We start from the raw sequence: 25,575 nt of genomic DNA on the forward strand, positions 1-25,575 counted from the left end.
TCGCCACCAGGTACGACAAGACCGCCCAGGCCTACCAAGCAGCCGTCACCCTCGCATCGCTCCTGATGTGGGCGTGACACTTTGACGACAACTCCTAGGTCGCCAGCGGCTGCCCCCTCCGCGTCATCCGCATACGCCTCGCCCCCGGCGAGGGCTACGTAGCCCCGACCGAATACCTCCTGCACGACGGCTCCACCGAGGCTCAAGACCAGCCCTCGGCGGCCGCGTTCTGGCTCGGACACTGGCCCCGCGGCATCCTGCCCTCCCTCTTCTAACACTCCCGGATGCCCCCTCTCGAACACCGCGAGAAGGGGGCATCGTGGCCTGCCCGCTCCAGCCCTCCTAGCGCTGCGGCACATCGCGTCCGCGGCAACCTCACCCTCCTCCAGGCCACCGCCGTAACCGACCGCTGGGACACCACCTACTACGGCCGCCTCTCCGGTTTTCTGGACGCCCCAGCCCACTTCGCCGCTGCTCTGGCTGCCTCGGGGATCGGCTCTCCTTCACGAGTTGATGGCCCGGGTTCAGGACAGCGGCTCACGCTGGTAGAGGGCTGGTGGGACACTGCCCGGGAGTTCACCGGTTACCCCAACGTCCACTGGGTTCCGCGCACCTATGCCATGGGCTCGTTGTACGCCGGGAACGATCTGCTGCTGGTCCCCTCGCAGGTCGAGGATGCCTTTCCGCAGGTGATCGTGGAGGCCGGACTCCACGGCGTCGCCACGATCGGCTCGTCCCGGGGCGGCATTCCCGAGGCTGTCGGGGACGGCGGGGTAATTCTTCACCCGGACGACGTGGACGCGTGGGTGAAGGCGATCGAATCCGCTGACCGGTTCTGCCTCGGAGCGAAGGCACGCACGCGCGCGGTTCCGCTGGTACGTCCGTGCCTGCCCGAGCTGGCTGCCGTCGGGCTGATCCCGGCGGCAGCTACCGGTTAGCGCGCCGCATAAGCCGCTTGGACCTCATCAGCGCGGCTCGTCCACCAGTTCAGCAGTGCCTCGTCCGTCAGGAACATCTCGCCGAAGGTGGGGTCCTGGCGGTCGAGGTAGAACTCCAGCTGCCAGAAGTCGGTGAGCCGCTTCCACCGCAGCCGCTTCACGGCGTCGGCGAGGTCCCCCTCCGCCAGATCGAGCACGGACCGGTAGCCGGCGCAGAACGCGGCGATGCGTTCGAAGTCGAAGACGCCACCGACCCCGAACTGCACCTGCGCGGTCCGCGCGACCTCCTCCCCGTACGTCCGGACACCAAGCCGGTCCCAGTCCAGGACGGCCACCACCCGACCGTCCTGGCGCAGGAGGTTTCGGTACTGGAAGTCGCCGTGCGTCCACCCATACGGGCCGGCCGGGATTTCGCCGTCCGGCCGTGCACCAGCATGCCGCGAGAGGAGACCTCGCCGATCGTGCAGGGCCTCGGTGGCGGCCTTGTCGAAGTCGGTCACCGGGTCGGCCGGAAGACGGCTCAGGAGAGTGACGGCTGCCCGATCGGCCTCGGCCGCGTCGCGGACCTTCGCGGTCGGCGCCTGCTCCGGGACGGGGCCTGGGCCATGCCGATGCAAGCCCTCGTGCAGGCGGGCCAGGAGAGCCCCGAGATCGCGGGCCTCGTCGAGCGTGAGGTCGGTCCCCTGCACGTGCTCGCCGTCCACCCAGGGCAGGACGCAGTAGCCGTGACCTCCGACCTCCGCCACGAGCTCCCCTCCCTCGGTGGGCAACGGCGCCGGAACGGGAATGCCCTCACGAGCCAGGTCCACCAGCACCGCAAGGTTCCTGCGAACCTTGGCCAGGGGCACGTCGGTGATCTCCTTCAGCGCGTACAGCCCGGCACTCGTCTCCAGCCGCCAGTTCCGATTCATCAGACCGTGGGCAAGGAACACCCGGCCGTGCACCTCGCCAAGGCCGAACACGTGGGACAGGGTCGGCAAGGCCGCCACCAAATCATCTTCTCGAGTCGTTTCCGTCACCTCCAGCACGGTACGCCGACGCCGAACCGCGCATCGCAATTCGTCACCCGCAGTCGGGAACCGGCCGCATCCGCACCGGTGCCTAGACCCGCGCTCAACATCTGCACTCGGCCGGATGCTCAGGCTTTGCCAGGCACATGTCGACGTGGGCGGCCAGACCACCGCCGTGAGGTGCGTTCCCAAGAGCGGGGGCGAGTCCCGGACGCTCGCCCACATCGTTCGAGCCGAGCGCTGGAACCCCTCAGGGGCCCGCATCAGAGGTGGCGACCACCCAGCTGACCTTCGTCGCAATAGACGCCGAAGGCTAGGCCCCGCCCCCGTCCCCTCTCACGTGAACAGCCCTGCCGCCGCCACCCTCGTGACCAGTGCAGCCGAGGCTGTCAGCCGGGTTCCGGCCGACGCAGGGTCCGGTAGGAAATCCATGGTGCTGTCGTGTCTCCTTCCCGTAAGGCGGTGATGCGGCGTCGCCACTCGGCGCGCATCCGCGGGTTCGGCCCGAGGAGGGGGAGCACGACCGTGAGGACGTTGAGGGCGTGGACCCGGGCGAGAGCCGGGAGCCCGTCCCAGGAGCGGGGATCGAAGCCGTAGGCGTCCACGAGGTGCTGGTAGTCCGTCAGGGAACGGCCGTAGCGCAGGCATCCCATGAGTTCGGCCACCAGATCCCATTCGGGCGGCCCCACGCACATGAAGTCCAGGTCGCACAGGACCGGGCGCCCTCGCGCGTCGCGCAGCAGGTTGCCGATGTGGGCGTCGCCGTGGATCACCGAGCGTGGGAGTGTGAAGCGCACCTGCGGTAGTTCCTCCCCCAGTCGGTCGGCGAGGTGGTGCAGGTAGGCGAGTTCCGCCGCCGGCACGTCCTGCGGAGCCCGGCGCAGCCGGGCCCGGTCGACGGCCACGGGATCCCAGTCCGGGAGCGGGTACGCGGGCGGGCGCAGGCCATGCACGCGGCGCAGCGGGCCCGCCAGTTCGCCCGCTCCCGGCGGGTCGTCGTGCGGCTGGGGGAGGTAGTGCCAGAACGTGACGAACATCCTGTCATCCGTAGCCACCGGCTGGGGGCCGGGGAGACGAACGAGCCGGACGGCTGGTACGCCCTCGCGCTCCAGCCAGTGGGCGAGGGCGACCACGCGGGTGACGTCGTCAAGGCCGAGCTGCGGTCCGGCGATACGGGCGACGACGGGAGTACCGTGCAGCCGGTAGACGGCGTTCACGGTGAGGTGCATCAGCTGCGCCCCGGCCGACGGGAGGCCTGCCACCGCGCAGGCCTCGTCCAGTGCACGGCGGAACACCTCGGCCGTGTACGCCTCCGGCCGCACCGTCAGCCCGCCGCGAGGTCTCGACGCTGGAGGATGAACGGACCGAGGACGAGTAGGTCCATGGGGGTGGTCGCGAAGCACGCGACCGCGTCGCGGGGGTGGTCGGCGATGGGGCTCTCGGCCACGTTGAAGCTGGTGTTGATGACGACGGGGACGCCCGTCTCCCGCTCGAACTCCTTGAGCATGCGGGCCACCAGCGGTTCGTCGTCGTCGGCAATGGTCTGGATGCGGGCGCTGCCGTCGACGTGCAGGGCGGCGGGGATGCGCTCGGCCCAGCCAGGCCGGACCTGATGGGTGAAGAGCATGTACGGGCTGGGCACCGGTCCCTCGAATATCTCGGTGGCGCGTTCCAGCAGGACCATGGGGGCGACCGGGCGGAACTGTTCGCGGCCCTTGATGTCGTTGAGGCGTTCCAGGTTTCCGCGGTGACCGGGGTGGGCCAGGATGCTGCGGTGGCCCAGAGCCCGGGGGCCGAACTCGCTCCGCCCCTGGAACCAGCCGACGACCTTGTTGTCGGCGAGGGCGCGTGCCGCGACGGCCGCCACGTCCGGCGGGCGCGAGTAGGAGATCCGGTTGGTCTGCAGCCAGGCTTCGGTCTCGGCGTCGCTCCAGCCGCGCCCCAGAGCGGCCGTGGTCATGTGCTTGACGGGGTCGCCCGCGGCCTGGGCGACGTACAGCGCACCGCCGAGCGCGGTGCCGGCGTCGCCGGCGGCGGGCTGCACCCACACACGCTCGAACGGCCCCTCGCGGGCGACGCGCGAGTTGGCCACGCAGTTGAACGCGACGCCGCCTGCCATCGCGAGGTCCCGCTCGCCGGTGGCCCGGGCCAGCCAGCGCGCCAGGTCGAGCACGACCTCTTCGAGACGGCGCTGGACGCTGGCGGCCAGGTCGGCGTGGTGGGACTCCATCGCGTCCCCGCGCCGTCGGCGGGGCATCAGCTCGTCCAGGCCGAGGGGCTCGACCACGAACGTGCCGTCGGCCTGCGCGCGTACGCGTTCGCGGAACCGGCGCAGGTAGGCGGGTCGGCCGTAGGCCGCGAGCGCCATGACCTTGTACTCGTCGGCGCACCGGCGGAAGCCCAGGTGCTCGGTGACGTCCTCGTAGAGGAGGCCGAGGGAATGCGGCAGTTGCTGGCTGGCGAGGACCGTGAGGGAACCGTGGTCGGCGCGGCCGGCGAGGTGGGTGGCGATCTCGCCCCGGCCGTCGAGGACGAGGACTGCACAGCTGTCGTAGGGCGCCGCCAGATAGGCAGAAGCGGCATGGGCGAAGTGGTGGGGAACGAAGGTGACCTTGGCCGGATCGAGGTCGGGGAACATCCGGTGCAGGAATTCCGGAGCCGTCTGGGCGTATGTCTTGTGCACCTGTTCCCAGAAACCCCGGGGTTCACTCGTGTCCGGTTCCGGCACGAGTGAGGGCTCGTACGAGTAGACCACGGCGTCGAGATCACTCATGCGCAGTCCGGAATCGGCCAGGCAGCTCGCCACGGCCAACTCCGGGATTTCCCACCGGTTGAACGGAACCGGCGTCTTCCGCGCCTTCTTCCGTGTCAGTCGCTCCTCTTCCTGGGCGGTGACGATCTCACCGTCAACGACCAGAGCAGCGGCCGGATCATGGAAAATGGCATTGATCCCCAGAATTTTCATGCGCTCCCCTTCGTGCTTCTAGTGCGCCCCCGAAGTGCGCCTTACACGGGGTCGTCTGCTGCTCGTACTGTAAATGATCGCGAGTGCGTGACGTAAGGCCATGAATGCCAACAAACAAGACATATACCCTTGGGGTGATTCGTGCGAATACGGGATGTTTCAGCGGCCACGCGCATCCTGCCGACACGTGAGAAACAGCAAATGGGCGCCGGCGCCCTACTCGACTCCGTGACCAACGTATTCATTCGCGTCCGCAGCGACGATGGCGTCTGCGGCTATGGCGAGGCAGCCACCTGGAATCTCTTCTCCTCGGAAACGCCGGAGGGAATATGCCAGGTGTCCGAAAATCTCATCGGCCCCTCCCTCGCAGGGCGGGACGTTCTTGATCTGAACGGCTGCCGTTCGGTTTTGGACAGGGCCATCGTCGGAAATCCGGCAGCGAAAAGCGCGGTCGAGACGGCGCTTTACGACCTCGCCGCGCGCAGTCTCGGTGTCCCCGTCTACACCCTTCTCGGCGGACTTCGGCGCCACGACCTCGGCCTTTCCTATTCCGTTTCGGCCCAGGACGTCGCGCTGGAGGCCGACCTCGTCCAGGCCCGGTATGAAGAGGGCTACCGCATCTTCAAGCTGAAGACAGGGGTGAGGGACTGGCGCACCGACGCCGCCCGGATCGCGTCCCTGGCCGGCCGGTACGACGACGTGTCGATCCGGCTGGACTTCAACTGCGCCGGAGACCCCTTGGCCGTGCACCGCCTCCTCGGAGCGGTGGCGGACGTGCCGATCGACTACGTCGAACAGCCCTTCGCCCCCGAGCACCACCAGCCGCTGCGCCAGCTGCGCCGGTCCTTCCCGGTCCCCCTCTGCGCGGACGAGGGATGCCGCACTCCCGCCGACGCGCGCGCTCTGCTGGCGGACGGCTCCTACGACCTGATCAGCCTCAAGGCGGGCAAGCTCGGGGGCTACGGCACGGTCGGGCAGATCGCGGCCGCGGCGGCACTCCATGGGGTGTACGGGTATGCCGGGGCCTTCGAGGAGTCCCGGCTGGGGACGACCGCGGCGCTGCACCAGATGCTCACGCTGCCTCTTCTCGCCGATGGCTGCGACTACTACTTCTCCCTCGTCATCCTCGATCCCGAACAGGGTCCGCACGGCGGATTCGAGGTACGGGACGGACGCCTGAGCCTGCCCCGCGAACCGGGACTCGGCGTCACCGTCCCCGACAGCTGGTTCGACTGACACCCCCGCAACCCACCACCTCCGCCGCCGTAGCGACCTCATCCAGCGAAAAGAGGGAAAGTCCCGTGATCGCTGCCACGCACCACGACCTGCCGCTCGTCCGCCTCGCTGCAGGCCTGGGCGCCCGCGCCGGCCGGGCCGGCGCCTTCTCCGCCGACTTCGCCGACTTCGCCGTCGGTACGCGCCGGGTCAGACTGCTGAGCGACGACCCGGCCGTCGTCGGCTACGCCATCACCGCCCTCCGGTCGGTCCACGTGACCACGGCGGGTGCCGGGGCCGGACCGGTACCCGACGCGGTGTGCCTGGCCGTGCTCGCCGACCCGCCCGAACTGGCCCGGCTCACCGCCTCTGACGGCGAAGACACCGAGCCGCTGTCCCTCCACGGTGGCCGCTGCGGCACCTCCGCGACGCTGAGCGCCGCCGACGGGTTCCGGGTGGTGCGGATGCAGGGACGCGAGGACCGCTTCGTCACGGACACGGTCGCCCGGACCGTGCTGTACGCCGGCCAGTGCGGCGACCCCCACGGTCTGCGGGAACCCGCCCGCCTCGTCGCGGCGCTGCTGACCGCGCTCGCCGCCCAGGACGGGCCGGTCCTGGCGGGAGCGGCGGTCGGGTCCGCCTCGGGCGCCGCGCTCCTGCTCGACACCGGCGGGGGAACGGCCGGTGCCGTCGTCCCGCTGCTGCACCTGCACGGCGCCGCCCTGCTGTCCTGGTCGTCCGTCCAGCTCACGGCCGACCCGCGGGACCCGGACCGATTACGCCTGCGTCCCCTTCCCGCGGGGTGCGACGTACCACTCTCCGTACTGCGAGCCTCCCCCGCGCTGCGCCGGCACGTTCACCTGTCCGCGCTCCCGGCACTGGCCGCAACCCAACCCCCCGCCCGGGGCAGCGGCACTCGGGACACGGACCACCCAGGCCCGGCGGCGGAGTTCACCCCCGACGAGCTCGCCGAGGCCCTGGGGTGCCGAACCCTGGAACAGGCGCCGCCCGCGCTCCTCGTAGGGCTCCGGGGAACCGACCCGCAGGCGGCGCTGCACCGGGCGGCCGCCGTGTCGGCCGCCCGCTACCCGGCCTGGCACGGCATCGGCGCCACTCCCGGAATTCCCCAGCACGCCCCCCTCCTCAAAGAGGCGGCGACGCTCCCGTGGACCGCCGCCGACGGGTACGACGACGCCTGCGCCCGTACCGTGGCGGCCGCCCTGCGGCAGCGGCGGCTCACCGACGCCGTTCCCGACCTGCCCGACGCCGCGAACTGGCCGCGGGCCACCATGACCGGCCGCTGGGTCGCCGTCATGGAGCACCGCCGGTTCGACCGCGGCATGCGGCTGGAGCGGTGGCAGACCCGCGCGGTGCCCGCCGGCAGCGTGCACGAGCTCATGACCACGCCGGCGCCTCCCCCCGCGGGCGGCGACCGCGTCGACGAGGTGTCGTACCTGGGCTTCGCCGAGTTCACCGGCGGGCTGCTCGCCGTCGGTGACGCGGTGCACGCGGCGGACGGAGCGCTCCTCGGGCACGTCCTCGGCTTCGACGACACCCACCTTCCCAACCACATGAACGTGGTCCTCCTGTCCGGGGACCGCCGCACCGGCCGGCAACACGGACTGCCCGCGGGCGGCGGGCTGCGCGTCACGTCGCCCGTCGACGCCGCCGCGGCCGGAACGGGAGAGCGCCGGTGAGCGGGCAGCGCCGCACCGGCGCGCCGAACCCCGGCGACGGCAAGGACGTCCGGGCGGTGTGCGTCCGCTGCGGTACGGCCCGCCCGTACGCCGTCGCCGAACCCCGCTGCGCCTGCGGCGGGCTCCTCGATCCCGAATACGACCTGGCCACAGCGAGGGTGCGACAGGACGCCGAGACTCCTTCCGAGCGGTACTTCGACCTCCTGCCGCTGCGGCGGCCCGAATCCGCGCTCCACATCGGCGACGGCAACACCCCGTGCGTCCACGCCCGCGGCCTCGGCGCCCGGCTGGGTCTGGATCACCTCTACCTGAAGGACGAGACCCGCAACGCCACCCGGACCACCAAGGACCGGATGGCCGCGTGCGTGCTCGCGGTCTTCCAGGAGCAGGGCGTCTTCGAGTTCGTCGCCAGTTCCACCGGGAACAGCTCCACCTCCTTCGCCTGGGGCCTGCGCCACATCGACGGTATGAAGGCCCACCTCTTCGCCGGGCGGGACTTCCTGGACCGACACCAGTACACCGATCACCCGGGCGTGGAGCTGCATGTGATCGACGACGACTTCGTGGCCGCCGCCGCGGCGGGGCGGGCCTTCGCGGCCGAGCACGGACTCCTCTTCGAGGGTGGTTTCTTCAACTCCGCCCGACGGGAGGGCCTGAAACTGGCCTACCTGGAGGCGTACGACGAGATGCCTCTGCCCCCGGCCGTGGTGTTCCAGGCGGTCAGCAGCGGAATGGGCGTGTACGGAGCACACAAGGGTGCCCGGGAGTACCTGGCGATGGGCCGGCTGCCCGCCCTGCCGCGCTTCGTCTGCGTCCAGCAGGACAGCTGCGCGCCCATGTGGCACGCCGCCCGGGACGGCAGCGACCGCATCCAGCCGCAGCACATCCTGCGTCATCCACGGGGGCTCGCGAAGGCGATCCTGCGCGGCGACCCGACCAACACCTACCCCTACATGAGGGCGATCACGGACGACACCGGCGGCCGCTTCGCGGCGGTCTCCGACGACGAAATGATCCGGGCACGCCGTTGGCTCGCCGAGGACGAGGGCATCGAGGTGTGCTTCGCCGCTGCCGCGGCCCTCGCGGGCGCCGCCCAGCTCGCCGACCGCGGCGAGATCGGACGCGACGAGCCGGTGCTGGTCAATCTCACCGGCGGCGAACGGGACGAGCAGGCCGATGACTGATGCCCCGCACGACGTCCGCAACCTCCACGACGCGGAGCGCCGGCACCGCATCCGGGTCCGCGCCCTGAGCCTGAGGCTCACCTCGGTCCGCGCCGTACGCCGGGCCCGCTGGGGCTTCCTGGGTTCCTGCCTGTCGGTCTCCGACCTCCTCGCCGTACTGGTCGAACACCTGCGGCTCGCCGGCGACGGAGCGGAGACCCCCGACCACGACCGGCTCGTCCTGTCCAAGGGACACGCCGCCCCCGCCCTGTACGCCGCGCTCACCGGGTGGGAGGGGGACGGGACGTACGCACAGCTGGGCAGCCCCTACCAGGGCCACCCCAGCCTGCGCTTCCTGCCCGAGGCCGGGATGACCACCGGCTCCCTGGGCCTCGGGGTCGCCGCGGCGGCCGGCCTCGCGCACGGGCTCGCCCTGCGGGGCGGCGGCGGACGCGTCGTCGTCGTGACCGGCGACGGCGAACTCCAGTCCGGCATCGCCCTGGAGGGCTACCAGTGGGCCGTGCGGGCCGGGCTGGGCAACCTGCTCGTCGTCGTGGACGCCAACGGATACCAGTCGGGCGGAGCGACCCCCGCCGGGATGATCACGCGGCGGATGCTGGAGTCGACCGCTCCCTCCTTCTCCGCGGTCGACGGACACGACCTCACACGTCTCGACGCAGAGACCGGACGGCTGCTCGGCAGCGGCACGGGCCCGGCCGTGCTGTGGGCCTCCACCGTCCGCGGCAAAGGCGTCCCCACCCTGGAGGAGAAACCGGTACCGATGAGCTGGCTACCCGACGACGACACGCTCGCCCGCACGGAACACGCGCTCGCCTCGGCCCTGCGGGCGGCCGAGGAAGCCCAGGAACCACCACGGGACCGCTCCGGTTCCGGACGGACGATTCCCGGGAGGACCCTGTGAAGCGCACCGTAGCCGACGTCCTGGTGGATGCCCTGCGGGCCGCGGGAGCCGAGTCGTTCTTCGGCCTGCCCGGTGAGTCGACGCTGCCGTTGTACGACGCGTTCCGCCGGGCGGGCGTACGCCACGTCATGGCCCGCAGCGAGACCGCCGCCGGGTACATGGCCGACGCGTGTGCCCGGTACACGGGGAGAGTCGCCGTCGCCGACGCGCCCGGCGGGATCGGCTCGCCGCTGCTGCTGCCCGCCCTGCACGAGGCGTACAACAGCTCCATACCGCTGGTCGCGCTGACCAGCGGTGTGCCCCTGGGCCAGGAGGACCGGTGGCCTACGGCGGCCTGCCGCCACCAGGAGATGTTCCGGCCGTGCGTCAAGGCCACCGTCGCCGTGCCGGACGCCGCCCGGCTGCCCGAACTGGCGGCCCGCGCGGTGCGCCTGGCGATGCGGGGGCGCCCCGGCCCGGTCCACCTCGACGTGCCCTCCGACGTGCTGGCCGACCCCGCCGCCGCAGAGCCTGTGGTGACGGACGGGCCGGCCGTGCCCCCCACCACCTCCCGGACCCGACCCGGTCCCGCGGCCCTGGCCCAGGTCGTCGACCTGCTCACCAGGGCCCGGCGCCCCCTGCTGGTCGCCGGGGGCGGTGTCCACCTGTCCGGTGCGTACGAGCAGTTGGCGGCCCTCACCGAGGCCTTCCGCGTCCCGGTGGCGACGACATTCAACGGCAAGGGGGTCATCTCCGAGACCCACCCGCACAGCCTCGGCGTCATCGGCGCGAAGGGGTCGGCCGGGGCCAACGCCGTCGCCGAACGCGCCGACCTGGTGCTGTGGGTCGGCAGCAAGGCCGGGGACAAGTCCACCGGCTACGGGCGGCTGCCCGGTCCGGACGCGGTCTGCGTCCAACTCGACATCGACGAGGCGGAACTCGGCCGGATCCTGTCGCCCCGGTACGTCCTGCACGCCGACGCCGCCACGGCCCTGGAGGATCTGGCGGGCGCCCTGCGCGCGTCCGGCTGGCAGGGCGCTCCTGCCTGGACCGGATCCACCGGCGCCCTGATCGACGAGCCCCAGGGCGACGCCACCCCCACCCCCGGCCGGCTGATCCAGGCCGTGGAGCGGATCTGTCCGACCGACACCGCGCTGATCGCCGACGCCTCGCGCGCCTGCAGCTGGGCGGGGGCGCACTTCCGCTGTCGCAGCGCGGGCCGCTCGGTCATCGCACCGCGCGGCAGCGGCAGCATCGGCTACGCCCTGCCGGCCGCGATCGCGGCAGCGCTCGTACACCCCGGACGCACCGTCGTGGGCGTGGGCGGCGACGGCGGATTCGCCCTCTCCTGCCAGGAGATGGAGACCGCGGTCCGCACCGGCGCGCGCCTGGTCTTCGTCCTCCTCAACGACAACGCCTTCGGGTTGCTCAACCGGGTCGCCTCCGTCGGACTCGGGCAGGCGGACCTGCTCGGCTCCTTCACACCCACCGACTGGACGGCCGTGGCACGGGGCTTCGGCTGGCAGGCGCACACCGTGCGGGACGAAGCGTCCTTCGAACGGGCCCTGAAGACCGGAATCGAGGCGGACCGGCCCACCCTCCTCAATGTCCTGCTCTCCTCCGACGCCGCCTCGCCGGACTTCCAGATGTACGCCGAACGACACGCGGTCAGGAGGTGAGCGCGCTGTCGGCCACCGACGAAAGCCAGCTGGAGGCGTTCACCCACGCCTTGTGCGATGAACTCCTGCGCGGACCGGACCCGTTCGTGATCATCACCTGTGATGCCACCCTGTCGTTCCGGCTGGGTGACTTCGCCCGGCGTCACCCCCACCTCGTGGTGGACGTCGGGGTGGCCGAGGCGACCGCCGTCGCCGCCGCGTTCGGCATGTGGCGCGCCGGGTTCAAGGTCGTCGTGGCGGGCTTCGCCGCGTTTCTGTCGTTGCGCGCCCTGGAACCGATCCGCTCCCTCGTCGCCCTGCACGGGGCGGACGTCACCTTCCTGGCGGGCATGACCGGACTCAGCGCGGGCCGCGACGGCGCCCAGCACCACGCCACCGAGGACGCCGCCCTCCTGCGCGCCGTGCCCGGCATCGAGGTCGTCGCCCCCTCCGACGCGGACAGCGCGCGGGCCCTCGCCGCCTACTGCGCCGGCCGACCCGGACCGCGCTGGGTCCGGCTGGTGCGCCGTCCCGTACCGCTCGGGCAGACGCCGGACCCCGCCCACCCATGGAGCCCCGTCCGGCGGCTGACGCCTCAGGTCGGGCAGGTGCTGCTGTGTGCGCACGGCGCCCTGTGCGAGCAGGCACAGCAGGCGGCCCGGATCCTGATCGAACGCCACGGCATCGCCGCAGCTGCCCTCGAGGTCGGCCGCCTGTCCCCCACGCCCCGGGAACTCTCCGCCGCCCTGGCCGGGTTCCCCCTCGTGCTCGCCTGTGAGGACCAGTACCGCCCGGGCGCGCTCGCCTCCGCTCTGGACGAGGTCCTGGCGGAGGCGGACGGCCCTCGCTCCCGCGTCGTCCGCTGCGACCTCACCGCCTCGCCGGGCTCCGGCGACTACGCCGATCTGCTGTTCGCGGCCGGTCTGACCGCCGAACAACTCGCCTCCCGCGCCGTGCGGGCCATCTGCGAGACGAAGGACACGGCAGTACGAGAAACCCCGGAACCCCTACGGATCTCAGGAGGAGACGAATGATCCAGTGCGCGATCGTCGGAAGCGGATGGTCGGCGGGACGGCACGCCCGGGTCCTGCGCCGGGTCGAGCAGTCGCAGCTGGCCCGGGTCGTCGTCGAGCCCGGCACACCCACTCGGCTCCCAGCCGACTTCGGCGGCGTGGCGGCCACCGACCGCCTCGACGACGTCCTGACGGACCCGGAGATCGACGCCGTGGTGGTGTGCACGCCGCCCGACACGCACCTGGAGATCGCCGAAGCGGCCCTGCGTGCGGGCAAGCACCTGGTGATCGAGAAGCCGGTGGGGCTCGCCCCGGACCACATCCGGCCGCTCGCACACTTGGCCGACGCCCGGGGACTCACCGTCATGGTGCCGTACCACTTCCGTTTCGTGCCGCCCCTGCAGCGGCTGCGGCTCCGTGTCGCCGCGGGTGAGCTCGGCACCGTCGCCCACGCCTACCACCGCATGTACAGCCTGCGGGACCGGGAGGGCGCATGGCTGTGGGACGACGCCCGCAGCGGCGGCATCATCCTGGAATCCCTGGTGCACGGGATCGACCAGATCATCTGGATGCTGGGCGAACGGCCGCGCTCCGTCGCGGCGATGACGCACTCGGGCCGTGGCGGTGTCGCCGACGCCGCCACGGTGCTGATGCGTTTCCCGGGCGGCGCCGTGGGCACGGTCGAGGGCTCGTGGATCAGCGATCCCCACATCCCCTTCGGCAGCCTCGACATCGTCGGCTCCGCCGGTTCCGCCGCCTTCGAACGGGGCCGCTTCAACAACCGCCACTTCCGCGTCGAGACGGCCACGGCCGCCGCCGGTGTCCCGGCGCCGCACGCCGACGTACTCGCCGACGACGACGCCGGGTTCGTCGCCCTGCACGAGCACTTCGCGGAGTGCTGCACCCACGGCAAGCCGCCCCGCGCGGCCACGCTCCAGGAGGCCCACACGGCCGCCTACGTGGCCGTCACCGCCATCGAGGCGGCCAGGACCGGGCGGGAGTTGCCCCTCACCGACCTGTGGCAGGACGGTCCCTGACGAAGACGCGGCTCGGCCGCAGTCGCACCGTCACCCGCTGGGCGTCCGGATCGTCCGGGTAGGTGCGCCCCTTGTAGCGCATCGACAGCCTCTGGATGAGGTCGTCGGCACCTTTCTCCTGGAAGGCGACGGTGCCCTCGACGGACACGTACGAGTTGGGGTTCTCGCGCGGATACACCAGCAGTGTCGCGCGGGAATCCTGCTCCAGGAGACGGTACTTGAGCCGCTCGCGCAGGGTGCTGACCACGATGTCGTCCCCGTCCGTGGCGCACCACACCACCGAGAGGTGCGGCGGTCCGTCGAGCCTCGCGATGCCCAGGACCGCGAAGGCCCGGTCGTCGATCCACCGGCGCGCCGACTCCGGGATTGCCTGGTTCCCCATCGCTTCGCCTTCCGTCTGCCCGTCGCGCTGTGCGCGGCCGGCGCCGTCACTTGCGTACGGAACTGCGCTGAAAGCCTGCCCGACCACGCGTCCGGCCGCCAGAGCGCCCCCGGCCCGCCGACAGCACGTCGGCGTCGATCCGGTCCACCACGACCAGCAGCGCCAGGGCGCCGAGGACCGCGACCAAGGCGGCGGACAGCAGCCCGGGCACGAACGATCCGGTGAGGTCCTTGAGTACGCCCACGATCACGGGAGAGGCGATGCCGGCGATCCCGGAGAAGGTGTTCTGCAAGCTCTGCAGGGTCCCTGCCAGCGGCGTCCCCGGTGGTGAGATGTCCGCCGGAATCGTCAGCAGCACGGAGGTGGCGAACGACACCCCGGCGAAGGACAGTGACAGCAGCGCGAGCGCCGCCCCGGCACCGGGCACGACGGCGGCCGCGCCCACGGAGGCGCCCACCAACAACCCGCCGGCCCCGCAGCTCTTGCGCGCGAACGTGAGCGTCCTGCCGCGCCGTACGAGAAGGTCCGAGGCCCACCCGCCGAGCCAGTTCCCCACGATGGCGGCGAAACCGGGGAGCATGCCGAAGAGCCCGAGCTGGAGCAGGGTGAACCCGCGGGCGTCGACGAGATAGGAGGGGAACCAGGTGATGAAGAAGTAGATGACGTAGGACTGTGCGATCACGGCGAGCACCGTGCCCCAGACCGTGCGGTTGCGCAGCAGCTCGCCCCAGCCGGGCGTGGGCGCGGAGGCATCCGCCCGAACGGCTTCCGGGACCGGACCGTCCTCCTCCTCGTGGATGTGGCGCAGCTCCGCTTCGCCGACCCGCGCGTCTTCGTCCGGCCGGTCGCGGAAGAGCCTCCACCAGAACAGGGCCCAAACCAGCCCGACGGCTCCCGCGAAGACAAATGCCCCGCGCCAGCCCACGGCTGCCGTCAGCACGGCGAACAGCGGAAGGGTCACCAGCGTCCCCACGCGCGCCCCGCTGTCGTACAGCCCGCTCGCGGTCGCCCGCTCGGCGCGCGGGAACCAGTACGCGACGCAGCTGGTCCCCGCGGGGAACATCGCGGCCTGGGTGACGCCGAGCAGCAGGCGGGAGGCCAGCAGCCAGACCCAGCCGGAGGCCAGGCCCGTGGCGGCGGTGACCAGGGACCACGCCACGGCGGCGACGGCCAGCACGCGGCGCGGCCCGAATCTGTCAACCATCCGCCCGCATGGGATCTGGAACGCCGCGTACGTCCAGAAGAAGGCGCCAAGGAGCAGTCCGGACATGCTGTCGTCCAGGTGGAACTCCTCCTTCACCACGGGGAGCGCCACCGACAGGCTGGAGCGGTCCACGTAGTTGACGACCACGGCCAGGAACAGCAGGACGACCACCTGCCATCGAACCCGCGTCGTCGTCGGGGCGGTCCGAGCATCGCGCGTGCCGTCCGTCTCACGCAAGGGCGGGTCCTTTCACACCGGTGGTACCTGCGTACGTGCGTGCCGCGGCTCCAGGCTCCTCTCGCAGTATGGAGGTGCCCGGAGGGCGGAGCACCGCGAATTCAGGACAGCGGGATGCTGCGGGCCGGGCGTAGGCTCGGCGCGGTGGGCGGGGGGATCTCCAGCAGACCCTTGTCGGCGGAGCCGGCCGCGGTATCGGCGCCCACCGGGGTGGTCGTCATGGGGCGGGCGGCCGCGCAGCGCTGCTTCTCCGCCTCGGCCATGGGGCCGGTTCGCTGGAAGATGCGGTCCGGAACGGCGCGTGAGGGCGCGTCGACCACGGCGTGCAGCCGGTAGTCGTCCCTCTTGTTGACGAACCAGCCTTCGACGCGTTCTCTGCTGGGCTGCAGTTCCACCCAGCTGACCTCACCGGGCTGGATCTTCTCCACCACCGTCCGCTGGTCGCTGCTGAACCACTGGAAGGGCCGCTGCCAGGCGATCTCGTAGCCGAGGGCGAGCTGCCTGGCCAAGTGGCTGTCGGCGAGCCGTTTCTTGTCCTCCGTGCGATCGCCGGTGGTGGGCAGCCGGGCTGCCGGTTCGAGCAGGAGGTTCGCGGCGGCGTAGGTCTGGGAGATGCTGTCGTGGCCGCGTTCGGTGTAGGAGAGGACGCGGCTGTGTTCCAGGGCGTTTCGAGTGCAGTTGACGAAGGCCTCACCGATTACCCGGGCCCGGTCGTAGTAGCGGAAGGAGTAGCGCGGGTCGGGCCGGAAGGTGCAGATGTTGTCACCGTTGCAGTTGGAGACCGCGACCGTGAGCGAGGCCTCGCGTTCATTGTCCTTGTACGCCTCGGCGGCGCCGAGGGCGTACTTGTCGACCGTCTTGTCCACGGGCGGCGGCACCTCGACGGCCCGGACCCTGGTGACCATGGGTGAGCAGGGCACCTGGGAAGCGGCGCTGGCGATCCTGGAGGTGAAAGTGAGCACCGGCTCGTTCTCGTCCGCGATGAACTCATAGGTGCGCTCGGTCCAGCGCCCCCGGCCGGGCGTGCCCTTCGTTCGGTCCGGGTCGGGCGCGGTCCGCATCTCCCGGACGGGCCCGCCGGATCCCTGCACCGTGTAGGGCTGGCCGTCGGCGACCTCGTCGCGGGTGCATTCCTGGGCCACGGCGGGGCTGTCCTCGTAAGTGACGGTGACCTTGGACCCGGTGCGCACCCCGCGCAGCCGCTGCCGGAGGGTGTTGCCGGACTTGGACAGCCCGACGCCGGCCGCCCCGTCGGCCCGGCCGGAGGCGGAGGGGGAGAAGCGCTGGTTGAGCCCGGTCCAGTAGGCGAGGCCGACGGTGGACCGCTCGCCGGTGAAGGCGGGTGCGGTGAAGTCCCCGTTGAGGACCGGGACGTCGTTCTGTGCCGCGGCGGCGCCCACGGCGTCGGCCGCGAGCAGCGAGGGGAGCAGGAGGCCGGCCGCGGCCAGGGCGTGGAGGGCCGGACGGATGGAGCGGTGCATGACGGCGGGCTCCTCAGCGGGACCGGCGGGTGCCGTGTACGGGATGGGCGTTGTCCTCGTCGGGGGCGGTGTCGCCACCGGGGCGCTTGCGGCCGCAGAGGTTGTCGGGCACCGCGTACGTCTGGGCGATGAAGCGGCTGGTGTTGATCATGGAGGGGCTGTCCACCGCCACGTCGGTGATCTTCTTGCCCTGGTCGGTGACGAGGCTGCCGACGACCCGCCGCATGGCCGCGCTCGCGGCGAAGACCAGCATGTCGTAGGGCTTGACGGTCGTCCGGTAGGTGGTGGTCTCGGTGTTGTCGGTGGTCCAGGACCGCGCGTAGGTCGCCTTGAAGGCGGTCTCGAAGGCCTGTTTGGCGCTGGTCGAGCCGGTTTCCTTCGATCCGCTGGAGACCGTGTTCCTGGTGCCCTTCTCCGAGGTGGGACCAGTGTTCAGGAAGGGGGTCTTGTGGCCGTTGGAAGATTCGTCGGCGAGGTTTGCCGTGACCTCGCCGGTCGCGGTGACCGTGCCTTCGACCGTGGCCCGGCCCGAGATCTCCCCGCCGATGTTGTCGGAGCTGCTGGTGCGCAGGGTGACGGTACGGTCCACCGTCATGGGGTCGGTGGTGCAGTTGACGACGGCGTTGCCCAGCGAGGCGACGGCGGTCGCGTACTCGCGGGTGCGGGCGGTGTCGATCTGGAAGGAGCAAGCGTTGCGCGTGCTTCCGCAGTACTCCAGGATCTCCTCGATCCGTGTCTGGCGGTCGTCCGCGGTGCGCGCGTGAGCCACGGGCAACCTCCCCGGCCCCTGCCGGGCACTGCCGTCGGCGGCGGCCGGAGCGGGCGCTGAGGCGAGGCCAAGTGCGAGCACGGGCAGGAGCAGGGCACCACGGCGCAGGAAGTACGTGGTCATCGGAAGTTCCCCTCCTCAGGGGCTGTGGGCCGCTCAGGATCCGAGGTGGGAGCAAAGCTGTGTGGCAGGGAAGGGGGCCTGACCCTGTTCTGCGGCGCCGCCCGGCAGGGAACCCGGGAAGTTCGCGCAGGTGGTCGTGACGGCGGCGGTGCCGTTGTCGGCGGGTTCCGGCCGGAAGGCGGTGATGGTGTCTGCCATGCCCTTGATGCCGGCCTCCTCGCGCTCGCCCTTGCCGGCGAGCTTCTCCATACACGCGGCGTTGCCGGCCGGGCACTCGGCGATCTTGCTCCCGACGGCCTTGATGTCCTTGCCGGTCTGCTGCGCGGCCGCCTGGTTCGCCTCCTGGCGCGCGGCGATCCGCTCGGCGGCCTCGGCGTTGACCTCGACGTCGCTCTTGCCCTTGGTGCCCGCCCGGTCGCACACCGAGGCGGGGACGGCGAACGTGTCGGCCATGAAGGTGCTGTTGTTGACGGTGGACGGGCCGTCCACGACGACGTTGCGTGCACTGAGCCCGGTGCCGGTGGTGAGCGTGCCGGCGATCCGCTGCATGGCGGCGCTGGCGCCGAAGGCGAGGGCCTCGCCGGACCGGACGGTGGTGCTGTAGGTGGTCGTCTCGGTCTGCTCGGTGGTCCAGCTGCGCTGGTAGGAGAGCTTGAACGCGCCTTCGAAGGCCGCCTTGACGCCGAGTGACCCGCCGACCTTCCCGCTGCCGCTGACCCCGGCCTCGGCCCCTACCGTCGCATGGGGGCCCTGTTGTTTGTTCGGGGTGACGAACTCCCCCTTGCCCTTCGCGTCGACCCCGGCGCTCACTTCGCCCGAGGCGTTGATCTGGCCCTCGACGGCGAGCTTCCCCGTGATGTCGCCGCCGAGGTTGTCCGTGCTGCCCGTGCGGAGGACGATCTGCCGATCCACCCTGATCGGGTCCCGGGTGCAGTTGACGACGGCGTTGCCGAAGGATTTGACGGCGCTGTAGTACTCGCCGGACGCGGCGGCGTCGATCGTGAAGCGGCAGTCGTCGCGGTGCTTGGCGCAGTGCTCGCGGATACGGGCCGGCGAGGGCAGCGGCGTGTCCCCGTCGAAGGCCTGCACCGCGGGGAGCGGGGGTGCCTTCTTGGGCACGGGGGCGGCGCTCGCCGGAGCGGAAAGGGACACGGGCACGAGCATGAGCACGAGGAGTACGGCGAGTGCCGCTGCCCTCGGCATGGCGGTGCGCCGCGCGTGGATCTTCGTATCGGTCACGGGTTCATCAGCTCGCAGACACCGGTCATCAAGGGCGCCCCTCCGGAAGACGTGAGGCCTGCGGGCAGTTCGGCTGCAAAGGCGGCGCACGCCCCGTCCACTGCCGTCGCAGCGTTGTCGGCCGGTGCGGGCTTGAACTCGTCCAACCCCTTGCGGGCCTCGTCCAGGCCCTTGCGTTCCTCGGTCCCGGAACCGGCAAGGCCGGTCATGCACTCCTTCGAGCCCGGCCGGCACTCCTCGACCTGCTTCTTGGCCGCCGCGATGTCCTTTTCGGCCGTCTCCGTGCCCTTCTCGACGCCCTTGCGGTCGGCCTCGACATCGTCGCGTTCGGCCGGGGCGGCACCGCAGGGCTTCGGCTCGCCTCCGGGGCAGGGTGGATCCTCGTCGTCGGGGGCCGGCACCGACCGTGCGAGGGGGACGGGGGCCGGCGTGGCGTGTGCCCACGGGGCGGGGCCGCAGACGGCAGCCGCGGTCAGGGCCGACACGAGGAGGAGCAGCGGACGGGACGGACGGATGCGGTGGCGCATGGCCTTCTCCGGGACGGCGAATGGGGGGTCGGCGCCACAGCCGGGCGCCTACGCCAAGTATCCGGCTCGATTACGCATTGCGATCTCCGCTGGTCGGGTCACCGTCCGGGCTCACCACTTTGGCCGATCTTGACCTCAGCCCATCAGATTTTTCGGATCCACAGCCGCTTGGGCGAGCCGGACCACGACGGACACCGCCGTCCGGACCTCGACACGGCCGGACCGCCCGCACCCCGAAGGAACGACCGGGTAGCAGCACCGACCCCACGGGCGCGCACCGCACACCCCCGCGGCCGACGGCCGGACAGCCGCACCATCGCACTCCACGGTCCGCCACGCCGCCGGAGGTCGACTTCACCACAACAGGCCAGCGCCGCACCCCTTCCCCACAACCCGTGCGGCGGACGGGCACACGAGTGGGTTCGGCGATTCCAGCTCGCAGATATCGCCTAATTCAGACAATCTGCCTATATCTCCGATGTCCGTGACGGTGTCCCCCGGACATCGCCACGGGTGACGCACGCCCCCGGAGTAGCCCAAGTCCCGGAGTCCCTGGAGGCCGTGCCCGGAACGCGGCCCGGCCCCCGCCACGGCCTCCACCCTGCGCCTCACCGAAGGAGCCCCCATGGCCCGTCCACCCGGCCGCACCCTGCTCAACCGCACGCTCGCCGCAGTCACCGTCACCGCCGCCATCGCCGCTCTACCGGCCACCGCAACCACCGCCGGCGCCAACGAGGGCCAGCCGACCGTACTCGCCTGGGGAGCCGGGCGAACCGGCCAGCTCGGCAACGGCACCCTGGCCGACAGCCTCTCACCGGCCTCCGTGACCAGCCTCTTCCGGGGCGACGTGACGGAGATGTCCGCGGGGGGCACCTCCTCGTCGGACTCCTTCGTCCTTGCCCTCACCGACAAGACCGTCAAGGCCTGGGGGCACAACTCCTCGGGCCAACTCGGCAACGGCGGGCGCTCCAACCAGACCGTGCCCCTCACCGTCCCGAGCCTCGGCGGCATCAAGGCCGTCGCGGCCGGCGGCTCGCACGCCCTGGCGCTCGACGACCGCGGCCAGGTCTACTCATGGGGCGACAACACCTACGGACAGCTCGGCAACAACCGCACCGGCGAAAGCCGCACGGTCCCCGACCGGGTCCAGGGCTCGTTCAAGGCCAAGCGGATCTCGGCGGGGTGCGACTTCAGCCTGGCCCTGCTGGAGAACGGCAAGGTCTACGCATGGGGGCGCGGCGTACACGGTCAACTCGGCAACGGCAGCCGCGCCCTGAGCTCCGTACCCCGCCAGGTCCAGGGCCTGGAGGACGTCATCGAGATCGATGCCGGCTGCCACCACGCGGTCGCGCTCACCTCCGACAACACCCTCAAGTCCTGGGGCTACAACCTGTACGGACAGCTGGGCAATTCGAGCACCACCTCCTCCACCGTCCCCGTCGACGTCGACTGGCTGGAGGGCGTAACCGAGATCGAGGCCGGAGCCCACCACAACTACGCCCGCACCGGCGACAGCAGAGTCTTCGGCTGGGGCAGCAACCAGTACGGCCAACTCCTGGAGCCCGACGCGGCCTTCGAAGCCAACGTATCGCGCACCAACCGCACCTCCCCCGTCGAGATCCGCCGCCTGGAGGGCGTCCAGAGCCTGGCCGCGGGCGCACGCCACGGCATCGCGGTCACCGCCGGCAAGGTCTACACCTGGGGCGACAACGGCGAAGGCCAGCTCGGCAACGGCACCACCATCGCGCGCTACGAGCTGGTCACCGTCCTCAACGAAGGGTCCGCGATCACGAAGGTGGCGGCATCACTCGGCGGCAACACCTCGTACACGTACTGACGTCAACCCTTCGAAAGGACCGGGCCATGACCCTCCTGCGCACCACCCCGGCAGTCGCCCTCACCTCAGCTATCGTCCTCACCACACTCACCGCACTCACCGCCTCCGCCCTACCGGCTCATGCGGGGAGCAGCGACCCGTGGGTCCGCAGCTGGGGCGCGAACACCGTCGGCCAACTCGGCAACGGCAACACGGTCCAGCAAACGACCCCCACCGCCGTCCAGGGCATCGCGCGCGCGGACGTACAGGAACTCTCCGCGGGCGGCACGGAGGCCGTCACCACTCCCGCCGCCCCCGCCACGACCTTCGCCATCGCACTGCTCAAGGACGGCACCGTACGGTCCTGGGGCTCGAACAGGGACGGCCAGCTCGGCAACGGCACCACCACGAACGACGACCATCCCGCCGCTGTCGCCAAGCTCTCCGGCATCAGCCATGTCTCCGCCGGTCTCAACCACGCACTGGCCGTGCAGGGTGGTCGCGTCCTGTCCTGGGGCGGCAACGGCTCGGGCCAGCTCGGCAACGGGACGACCAGTGCGACAGCGTCGACCACCCCGGTGGCGGTTCAAAGCCTGAGCGGGATCGACAAGGTCGGCGCGGGCTGTGACTTCAGCGTCGCCCTGCACAAGAACGGCACGGTGTGGGCCTGGGGGTCGGGTGCCGACGGCCGCCTCGGCAACGGCGCCACCGCCGCCAGCAATATCCCCAAACAGGTCAAGGACCTGGCCGACGTAGAGTCCATCTCGGTGGGATGCAGGCATGTGCTGGCCAGAACGACGGACGGCACCGTCAAGGCCTGGGGTCACAACAACAAGGGTCAGCTGGGCAACGACACCATCGCCACCACAGGCGCGGAGAACCACAGCAAGGTCCCCGTCGACGTCCAGTTCCTCGACTCCGTCGCCAAGGTGTCCGCGACCGCCTCCAGCAGCTTCGCCATCCTGAGCGACGCCAGCGTCAGCGCCTGGGGGGACAACGCCGGCTTCCTGCTCGGTGACCGCACCACCATCGACCGCACCACTCCCGTCCCCATCGAAACCCCTCTCGGTGTGAAGGACATCGCGGGCAGCGCAGAGCACACCCTGGCCGTGCTCGACAACGGCTCGGTGGTGGCCTGGGGTACCAACGCCGGCGGACAGCTGGGCAACGGCAGCACCACCTCCAGCGCCGAGCCCGTCCAAACCCTGCCCCCCGGCAGCGACGTCTCCCGTGTCGCGGCCGCCATCAACGCCAGATCCAGCTTCGCGTACTGATCCCGCCGACTGACACGAAGACATTCGAGGGCACCACCGGGCGGCGGGGCCGGTCTGCACCGCGCCCGAGCCCACCCGTATCCGGCGCGTGCCGGCGGCCGCCGCACCCAGCAGCACGACGGGTGCGGCGGCGACGACGCTCGGGGTCAGGTGGTGCTCGGCGATCCAGTAGCGGGCGTATCCCAGACGTTCGGCATGTCGGGCCAGGTCGACCGTGCGGTGCAGCGCCGGGCAGGGGTCGAGTCCGAAGCAAGGGGTGCGAGGTCCAACACCGACAGCGGCACGGCTCTTCGTGACGGCACGTCGGCCCACACCTCTCACAGTTAACTGCCGGTCGGTGATGTGCCCGGGGGCCGGATGCCGGACGGCAGAGCAGGGCAGGATACGGATGCGGGTGTCGGCCCGGGACCGCGGGATCCGGTAACCGGCCCCGGGCAAAAGCCAGTGAACCAACGCGCCAGGTGTGAGAACGACTGGTTGCGCCTACGAAAATCGGCCACAGCAGGCGGCCGGGTCCTATCGAATCGACCTAGTGACCTGAGTCAGAGATTCGGTGGCAGTAGGCCGCGACTTTGTCGAGGATCTCGTCGGCGGTCTTCGTCCAGACGAAGGGCCTGGGCTGGTCGTTCCAATCGGTCAGCCAGGCCCGGATGTCGCGTTCGAGGGCCTGGACGGAGCGGTGGACTCCACGCTTGAGCTTCTTCTGCGTGAGCTCGGCGAACCACCGCTCGACCAGGTTCAGCCAGGACGCGCTGGTCGGCGTGAAGTGCAGGTGAAAGCGAGGGTGCGCCAGCAGCCACTTCTTCACGTCCGGCGTCTTGTGGGTCGCGTAGTTGTCGAGGATCAGATGGACCTGGAGACCGGCCGGAACCTCCTTGTTGAGCTTGGCCAGGAACTTCTTGAATTCGGCAGCCCGGTGGCGGCGGTGGAGCGATCCGATGACCTTGCCGGTCGCGACCTCGAGGGCGGCGACGAGGGTGGTGGTGCCGGCGCGGATGTAGTCGTGGCTGCGGCGCTCTGAAACACCGGGCATCATCGGCAGAACCGGCTGGGACCGGTCCAGAGCCTGGATCTGCGACTTCTCGTCCACGCAGAGGACCAAAGCCTTCTCCGGCGGATCGAGGTAGAGGCCGACGACATCACGGACCTTGTCGATGAACAGCGGATCCGTCGACAGCTTGAACGTCTGCGACCGGTGCGGAGCCAGGGCGAACGCCCGCCAAATCCTTGAGACCGTCGACTGCGACATCCCGGTCACCGCGGCCATCGACCTGGTCGACCAGTGCGTCGCGTCGCAACGGTCGCTGTCGCTGGTGCAGCACTGTCGATGTCCGGCGTCGCGCATGCTGGACCTGATACCGACACCGCCTCGGGCAGCCCTCTCAACGCCTTCAAGGTCGTTCCGGGATTCGACCTGGTCAACCCCAACTCCCCGAGCAACCCCGTTAGGCCCCTCACCGGCGCCCTGGGCTGCTGACCTCTCCCGAGCCTCGGTGGGACCTTCGGCCCTGCCGGCCCCGGTACCTGAGTCCCTTCGGGACCGTGAAGAGCCCCCGCCGACTACTGCCGGAGAGGGCTCTTCTTGGTGTCCAACCCGTGTACTGCGGGCCGTGTCGGACCAGGTGAAGCTATCAGGCCAGCCACTGCTCCGGACCATGACCAGGAGGGCGGCGGAGTTCGGGGACGGCTGGCTGGTACCCAGGAACGGGGCGCGTTCGGCTACCCGCGACCTGGTTTGCGGCTGGTGTCTGAGTTAGGACTCCAGGGCCACGATGCAACTGCCATGCCTTCGATTCGGCGTTCTGATCGCGAAGGCGCCCGTCTGTTGCAAACGACGCCGGCCTCGCCACCCAGTCCAACGCCTTCGACAAGGTCAAGTCGGCCCTCCTCGACGCCTACCGCCTCGGCCTCTGCACCGAGAACCCGGTCCTGGGCGTCAAGCCCCGCAGTACGACCCCGAGTGCGATGACCGTCAACTCTGCTGCCAGGACGCGCCCGGGCCGCCCGGGGGGAGGACCAGGGCGCGCGATGTGGTTGCCTCACTGGATCAGGCCGATGTGCGGATGTTCCGGGGATACCGGGCAGACGTGCAGTTGCAGGTCGTAGCCTCGGGCGAGGTCGAGCCGGGTCGGGTTCCACGGTTCGGGATCGTCGAGGGACCCGGTGGCGAGGGCTTGGTCTTCGGAGGGGATCCAGCTCTCGGTATGGGATCTCCATTCGGACGAGGCGATGGTGAGCAGCGGGTCCATCCCGGTGCCGCACACGGGGCAGAGCCGGGCGACGGGATCGGTGAGGCCCCAGCGGGTCCAGCCACCGACCTTCCAGCCGGGAGCGACGGACAGCTCGTTCCAGTAGAACTCGTCCGGGGCGAGGACGTAGCGGTTGTCCACTCCGGCCGCCCGCCACCTGCCCCCGTCCGCCAGTTGCTGCTGCAGCTCCTTGTCCAGCTCCAGGGGGTTGGGGTATTCGGTGATCTGCTCCGGCGCGAGCAGGCACGGCTTGGGCACGTAGCCCTCGTACTCCACGTCGAACGGCTCGGGCGGCGCGGCAAGGACCTCGGTGACGTCGGCGGCGGTACGCCGGAACAGGGCGGTGAGCGGCTTGTCGTCCGGCTCGTGGTCGAAGGGACACCACAGCACCTGGAGCAGATCGGCCCGTCCGGGCGTGCGCAGGAGGGGTATGTCCCGCACGTACAGCTGGGCGACGGGCACCATGGCGACCGGGCCCGGTCCCCCGTGCCACTCGTCGCAGTGCGGCCACGGCTCGTCGGCGGGCCACAGCAGTGGCCCGCCGACCGAGCTGTCATGCGGTGTCGCGGACCCGGGGCGGGGATGCAACCGGGTCGCTGTGCGCGCCAGCGGGGCCAGTTGAGGGAAGACCGCGGTGACGTCGAGCGGCCGCGGCGGGGTGGTACGGCTCATTCTGG

At 71.0% G+C, this 25,575-nt stretch carries 20 protein-coding genes and 3 pseudogenes; 11 read left to right on the plus strand and 12 right to left on the minus strand.

Going from position 1 to position 25,575, the window contains the following annotated elements:
* Nucleotides 1-344 precede the first annotated feature (344 nt).
* Nucleotides 345-482: pseudogene (locus tag ADK52_RS41540) on the plus strand (MFS transporter); the annotation flags it as partial.
* Nucleotides 483-620: 138 nt separating this feature from the next.
* Nucleotides 621-938, plus strand: a complete 318-nt coding sequence (locus ADK52_RS41545) for a glycosyltransferase (protein ID WP_053690710.1) — start codon at nucleotides 621-623, stop codon at nucleotides 936-938.
* Here ADK52_RS41545 and ADK52_RS17260 read toward each other — a convergent pair.
* The 3 genes from ADK52_RS17260 to ADK52_RS17270 all read right to left on the minus strand — a co-directional run bounded on the left by ADK52_RS17260 (nucleotide 935) and on the right by ADK52_RS17270 (nucleotide 4,913).
* Complete coding sequence (locus ADK52_RS17260; protein ID WP_234343915.1) at nucleotides 935-1,957, minus strand: phosphotransferase; 1,023 nt, start codon at nucleotides 1,955-1,957, stop codon at nucleotides 935-937. The genes ADK52_RS41545 and ADK52_RS17260 overlap by 4 nt on opposite strands.
* A 380-nt stretch (nucleotides 1,958-2,337) precedes the next feature.
* Nucleotides 2,338-3,243 carry a phosphotransferase enzyme family protein gene (locus tag ADK52_RS17265; protein WP_147420110.1) on the minus strand — a complete coding sequence of 302 codons (906 nt, stop codon included), beginning with the start codon at nucleotides 3,241-3,243 and terminating at the stop codon, nucleotides 2,338-2,340.
* A gap of 29 nt (nucleotides 3,244-3,272) precedes the next feature.
* The gene (locus ADK52_RS17270; RefSeq protein ID WP_053690712.1) at nucleotides 3,273-4,913 is read right to left on the minus strand and encodes a carbamoyltransferase; all 1,641 of its coding nucleotides are present in this window, start codon (nucleotides 4,911-4,913) and stop codon (nucleotides 3,273-3,275) included.
* Nucleotides 4,914-5,114: 201 nt separating this feature from the next.
* Between ADK52_RS17270 and ADK52_RS17275 the strand changes: the two genes are divergently transcribed.
* The 7 genes from ADK52_RS17275 (at nucleotide 5,115) to ADK52_RS17305 (ending at nucleotide 13,597) form a co-directional block, all read left to right on the plus strand.
* Entirely contained in the window at nucleotides 5,115-6,149 is a 1,035-nt protein-coding gene (locus ADK52_RS17275; protein ID WP_078988395.1) for a mandelate racemase/muconate lactonizing enzyme family protein, read from the plus strand.
* Between the two features lie 65 nt (nucleotides 6,150-6,214).
* Nucleotides 6,215-7,825, plus strand: coding sequence for a DUF6917 domain-containing protein (locus tag ADK52_RS42985; RefSeq protein WP_199828517.1), 1,611 nt, complete (start codon nucleotides 6,215-6,217; stop codon nucleotides 7,823-7,825).
* Nucleotides 7,822-9,009, plus strand: a complete 1,188-nt coding sequence (locus ADK52_RS17285; RefSeq protein ID WP_053690714.1) for a threonine synthase — start codon at nucleotides 7,822-7,824, stop codon at nucleotides 9,007-9,009. The genes ADK52_RS42985 and ADK52_RS17285 overlap by 4 nt, the downstream gene beginning before the upstream one ends.
* On the plus strand, nucleotides 9,002-9,910 hold the full coding sequence (locus tag ADK52_RS17290) for a 1-deoxy-D-xylulose-5-phosphate synthase N-terminal domain-containing protein (protein WP_053690715.1): 909 nt from the start codon (nucleotides 9,002-9,004) through the stop codon (nucleotides 9,908-9,910). The genes ADK52_RS17285 and ADK52_RS17290 overlap by 8 nt, the downstream gene beginning before the upstream one ends.
* Nucleotides 9,907-11,568 (plus strand): thiamine pyrophosphate-binding protein, encoded by a 1,662-nt coding sequence (locus ADK52_RS17295; RefSeq protein ID WP_053690716.1) that lies wholly within the window; start codon nucleotides 9,907-9,909, stop codon nucleotides 11,566-11,568. The genes ADK52_RS17290 and ADK52_RS17295 overlap by 4 nt, the downstream gene beginning before the upstream one ends.
* Nucleotides 11,565-12,581, plus strand: a complete 1,017-nt coding sequence (locus ADK52_RS41550) for a transketolase C-terminal domain-containing protein (protein ID WP_053690717.1) — start codon at nucleotides 11,565-11,567, stop codon at nucleotides 12,579-12,581. Before ADK52_RS17295 ends, ADK52_RS41550 begins: the two co-directional genes overlap by 4 nt.
* The gene (locus ADK52_RS17305) at nucleotides 12,578-13,597 is read left to right on the plus strand and encodes a Gfo/Idh/MocA family protein (RefSeq protein ID WP_053690718.1); all 1,020 of its coding nucleotides are present in this window, start codon (nucleotides 12,578-12,580) and stop codon (nucleotides 13,595-13,597) included. The genes ADK52_RS41550 and ADK52_RS17305 overlap by 4 nt, the downstream gene beginning before the upstream one ends.
* Here the strand turns inward: ADK52_RS17305 and ADK52_RS17310 are convergent.
* From ADK52_RS17310 to ADK52_RS17335, 6 genes are all read right to left on the minus strand, one after another.
* Nucleotides 13,569-13,979 carry a TIGR03618 family F420-dependent PPOX class oxidoreductase gene (locus ADK52_RS17310; RefSeq protein WP_053690719.1) on the minus strand — a complete coding sequence of 137 codons (411 nt, stop codon included), beginning with the start codon at nucleotides 13,977-13,979 and terminating at the stop codon, nucleotides 13,569-13,571. The two genes, ADK52_RS17305 and ADK52_RS17310, sit on opposite strands and share 29 nt — an antisense overlap.
* Nucleotides 13,980-14,025: 46 nt before the next feature.
* Nucleotides 14,026-15,420 (minus strand): MFS transporter, encoded by a 1,395-nt coding sequence (locus ADK52_RS17315; RefSeq protein ID WP_063783866.1) that lies wholly within the window; start codon nucleotides 15,418-15,420, stop codon nucleotides 14,026-14,028.
* Between the two features lie 101 nt (nucleotides 15,421-15,521).
* A complete protein-coding gene (locus ADK52_RS17320; RefSeq protein ID WP_053690721.1) occupies nucleotides 15,522-16,901 on the minus strand; it encodes a hypothetical protein in 1,380 nt (459 codons plus the stop codon).
* Nucleotides 16,902-16,914: 13 nt separating this feature from the next.
* Nucleotides 16,915-17,793, minus strand: a complete 879-nt coding sequence (locus ADK52_RS17325) for a hypothetical protein (protein WP_234343918.1) — start codon at nucleotides 17,791-17,793, stop codon at nucleotides 16,915-16,917.
* 33 nt (nucleotides 17,794-17,826) lie between these two features.
* Entirely contained in the window at nucleotides 17,827-19,032 is a 1,206-nt protein-coding gene (locus ADK52_RS17330) for a hypothetical protein (protein ID WP_053690722.1), read from the minus strand.
* Complete coding sequence (locus tag ADK52_RS17335) at nucleotides 19,029-19,559, minus strand: hypothetical protein (RefSeq protein WP_053690723.1); 531 nt, start codon at nucleotides 19,557-19,559, stop codon at nucleotides 19,029-19,031. The genes ADK52_RS17330 and ADK52_RS17335 overlap by 4 nt, the downstream gene beginning before the upstream one ends.
* Before the next feature lie 625 nt (nucleotides 19,560-20,184).
* On the opposite strand from ADK52_RS17335, the gene ADK52_RS17340 reads away from it, so the two are divergent.
* The gene (locus ADK52_RS17340; protein WP_053690724.1) at nucleotides 20,185-21,396 is read left to right on the plus strand and encodes an RCC1 domain-containing protein; all 1,212 of its coding nucleotides are present in this window, start codon (nucleotides 20,185-20,187) and stop codon (nucleotides 21,394-21,396) included.
* Nucleotides 21,397-21,422: 26 nt separating this feature from the next.
* Nucleotides 21,423-22,649, plus strand: a complete 1,227-nt coding sequence (locus ADK52_RS17345; protein ID WP_053690725.1) for an RCC1 domain-containing protein — start codon at nucleotides 21,423-21,425, stop codon at nucleotides 22,647-22,649.
* 114 nt (nucleotides 22,650-22,763) lie between these two features.
* Here ADK52_RS17345 and ADK52_RS43705 read toward each other — a convergent pair.
* The 3 genes and pseudogenes from ADK52_RS43705 to ADK52_RS17355 form a co-directional block, all read right to left on the minus strand.
* Nucleotides 22,764-22,970, minus strand: a pseudogene (locus tag ADK52_RS43705) (LLM class flavin-dependent oxidoreductase); the annotation flags it as partial.
* 208 nt (nucleotides 22,971-23,178) lie between these two features.
* Nucleotides 23,179-23,943, minus strand: a pseudogene (locus ADK52_RS17350) (IS630 family transposase); the annotation flags it as partial.
* 745 nt (nucleotides 23,944-24,688) lie between these two features.
* Nucleotides 24,689-25,570, minus strand: coding sequence for a hypothetical protein (locus ADK52_RS17355; protein ID WP_053690726.1), 882 nt, complete (start codon nucleotides 25,568-25,570; stop codon nucleotides 24,689-24,691).
* Nucleotides 25,571-25,575 lie beyond the last annotated feature (5 nt).

Origin of the sequence: Streptomyces sp. WM6372 (genome assembly GCF_001279655.1) — a bacterium.
In the GTDB taxonomy this organism is placed as follows: domain Bacteria; phylum Actinomycetota; class Actinomycetes; order Streptomycetales; family Streptomycetaceae; genus Streptomyces.

Excerpts from the sequence above, each read along its gene's own strand:
- ADK52_RS41545 (WP_053690710.1), top strand. The coding sequence starts at position 621 with ATGGGCTCGTTGTACGCCGGGAACGATCTGCTGCTGGTCCCCTCGCAG.
- ADK52_RS17270 (WP_053690712.1), bottom strand. The coding sequence starts at position 4,913 with ATGAAAATTCTGGGGATCAATGCCATTTTCCATGATCCGGCCGCTGCT.
- ADK52_RS17275 (WP_078988395.1), top strand. The coding sequence starts at position 5,115 with ATGGGCGCCGGCGCCCTACTCGACTCCGTGACCAACGTATTCATTCGC.
- ADK52_RS17290 (WP_053690715.1), top strand. The coding sequence starts at position 9,002 with ATGACTGATGCCCCGCACGACGTCCGCAACCTCCACGACGCGGAGCGC.
- ADK52_RS17305 (WP_053690718.1), top strand. The coding sequence starts at position 12,578 with ATGATCCAGTGCGCGATCGTCGGAAGCGGATGGTCGGCGGGACGGCAC.
- ADK52_RS17310 (WP_053690719.1), bottom strand. The coding sequence starts at position 13,979 with ATGGGGAACCAGGCAATCCCGGAGTCGGCGCGCCGGTGGATCGACGAC.
- ADK52_RS17320 (WP_053690721.1), bottom strand. The coding sequence starts at position 16,901 with ATGCACCGCTCCATCCGTCCGGCCCTCCACGCCCTGGCCGCGGCCGGC.
- ADK52_RS17325 (WP_234343918.1), bottom strand. The coding sequence starts at position 17,793 with ATGACCACGTACTTCCTGCGCCGTGGTGCCCTGCTCCTGCCCGTGCTC.
- ADK52_RS17335 (WP_053690723.1), bottom strand. The coding sequence starts at position 19,559 with ATGCGCCACCGCATCCGTCCGTCCCGTCCGCTGCTCCTCCTCGTGTCG.
- ADK52_RS17340 (WP_053690724.1), top strand. The coding sequence starts at position 20,185 with ATGGCCCGTCCACCCGGCCGCACCCTGCTCAACCGCACGCTCGCCGCA.
- ADK52_RS17345 (WP_053690725.1), top strand. The coding sequence starts at position 21,423 with ATGACCCTCCTGCGCACCACCCCGGCAGTCGCCCTCACCTCAGCTATC.
- ADK52_RS17355 (WP_053690726.1), bottom strand. The coding sequence starts at position 25,570 with ATGAGCCGTACCACCCCGCCGCGGCCGCTCGACGTCACCGCGGTCTTC.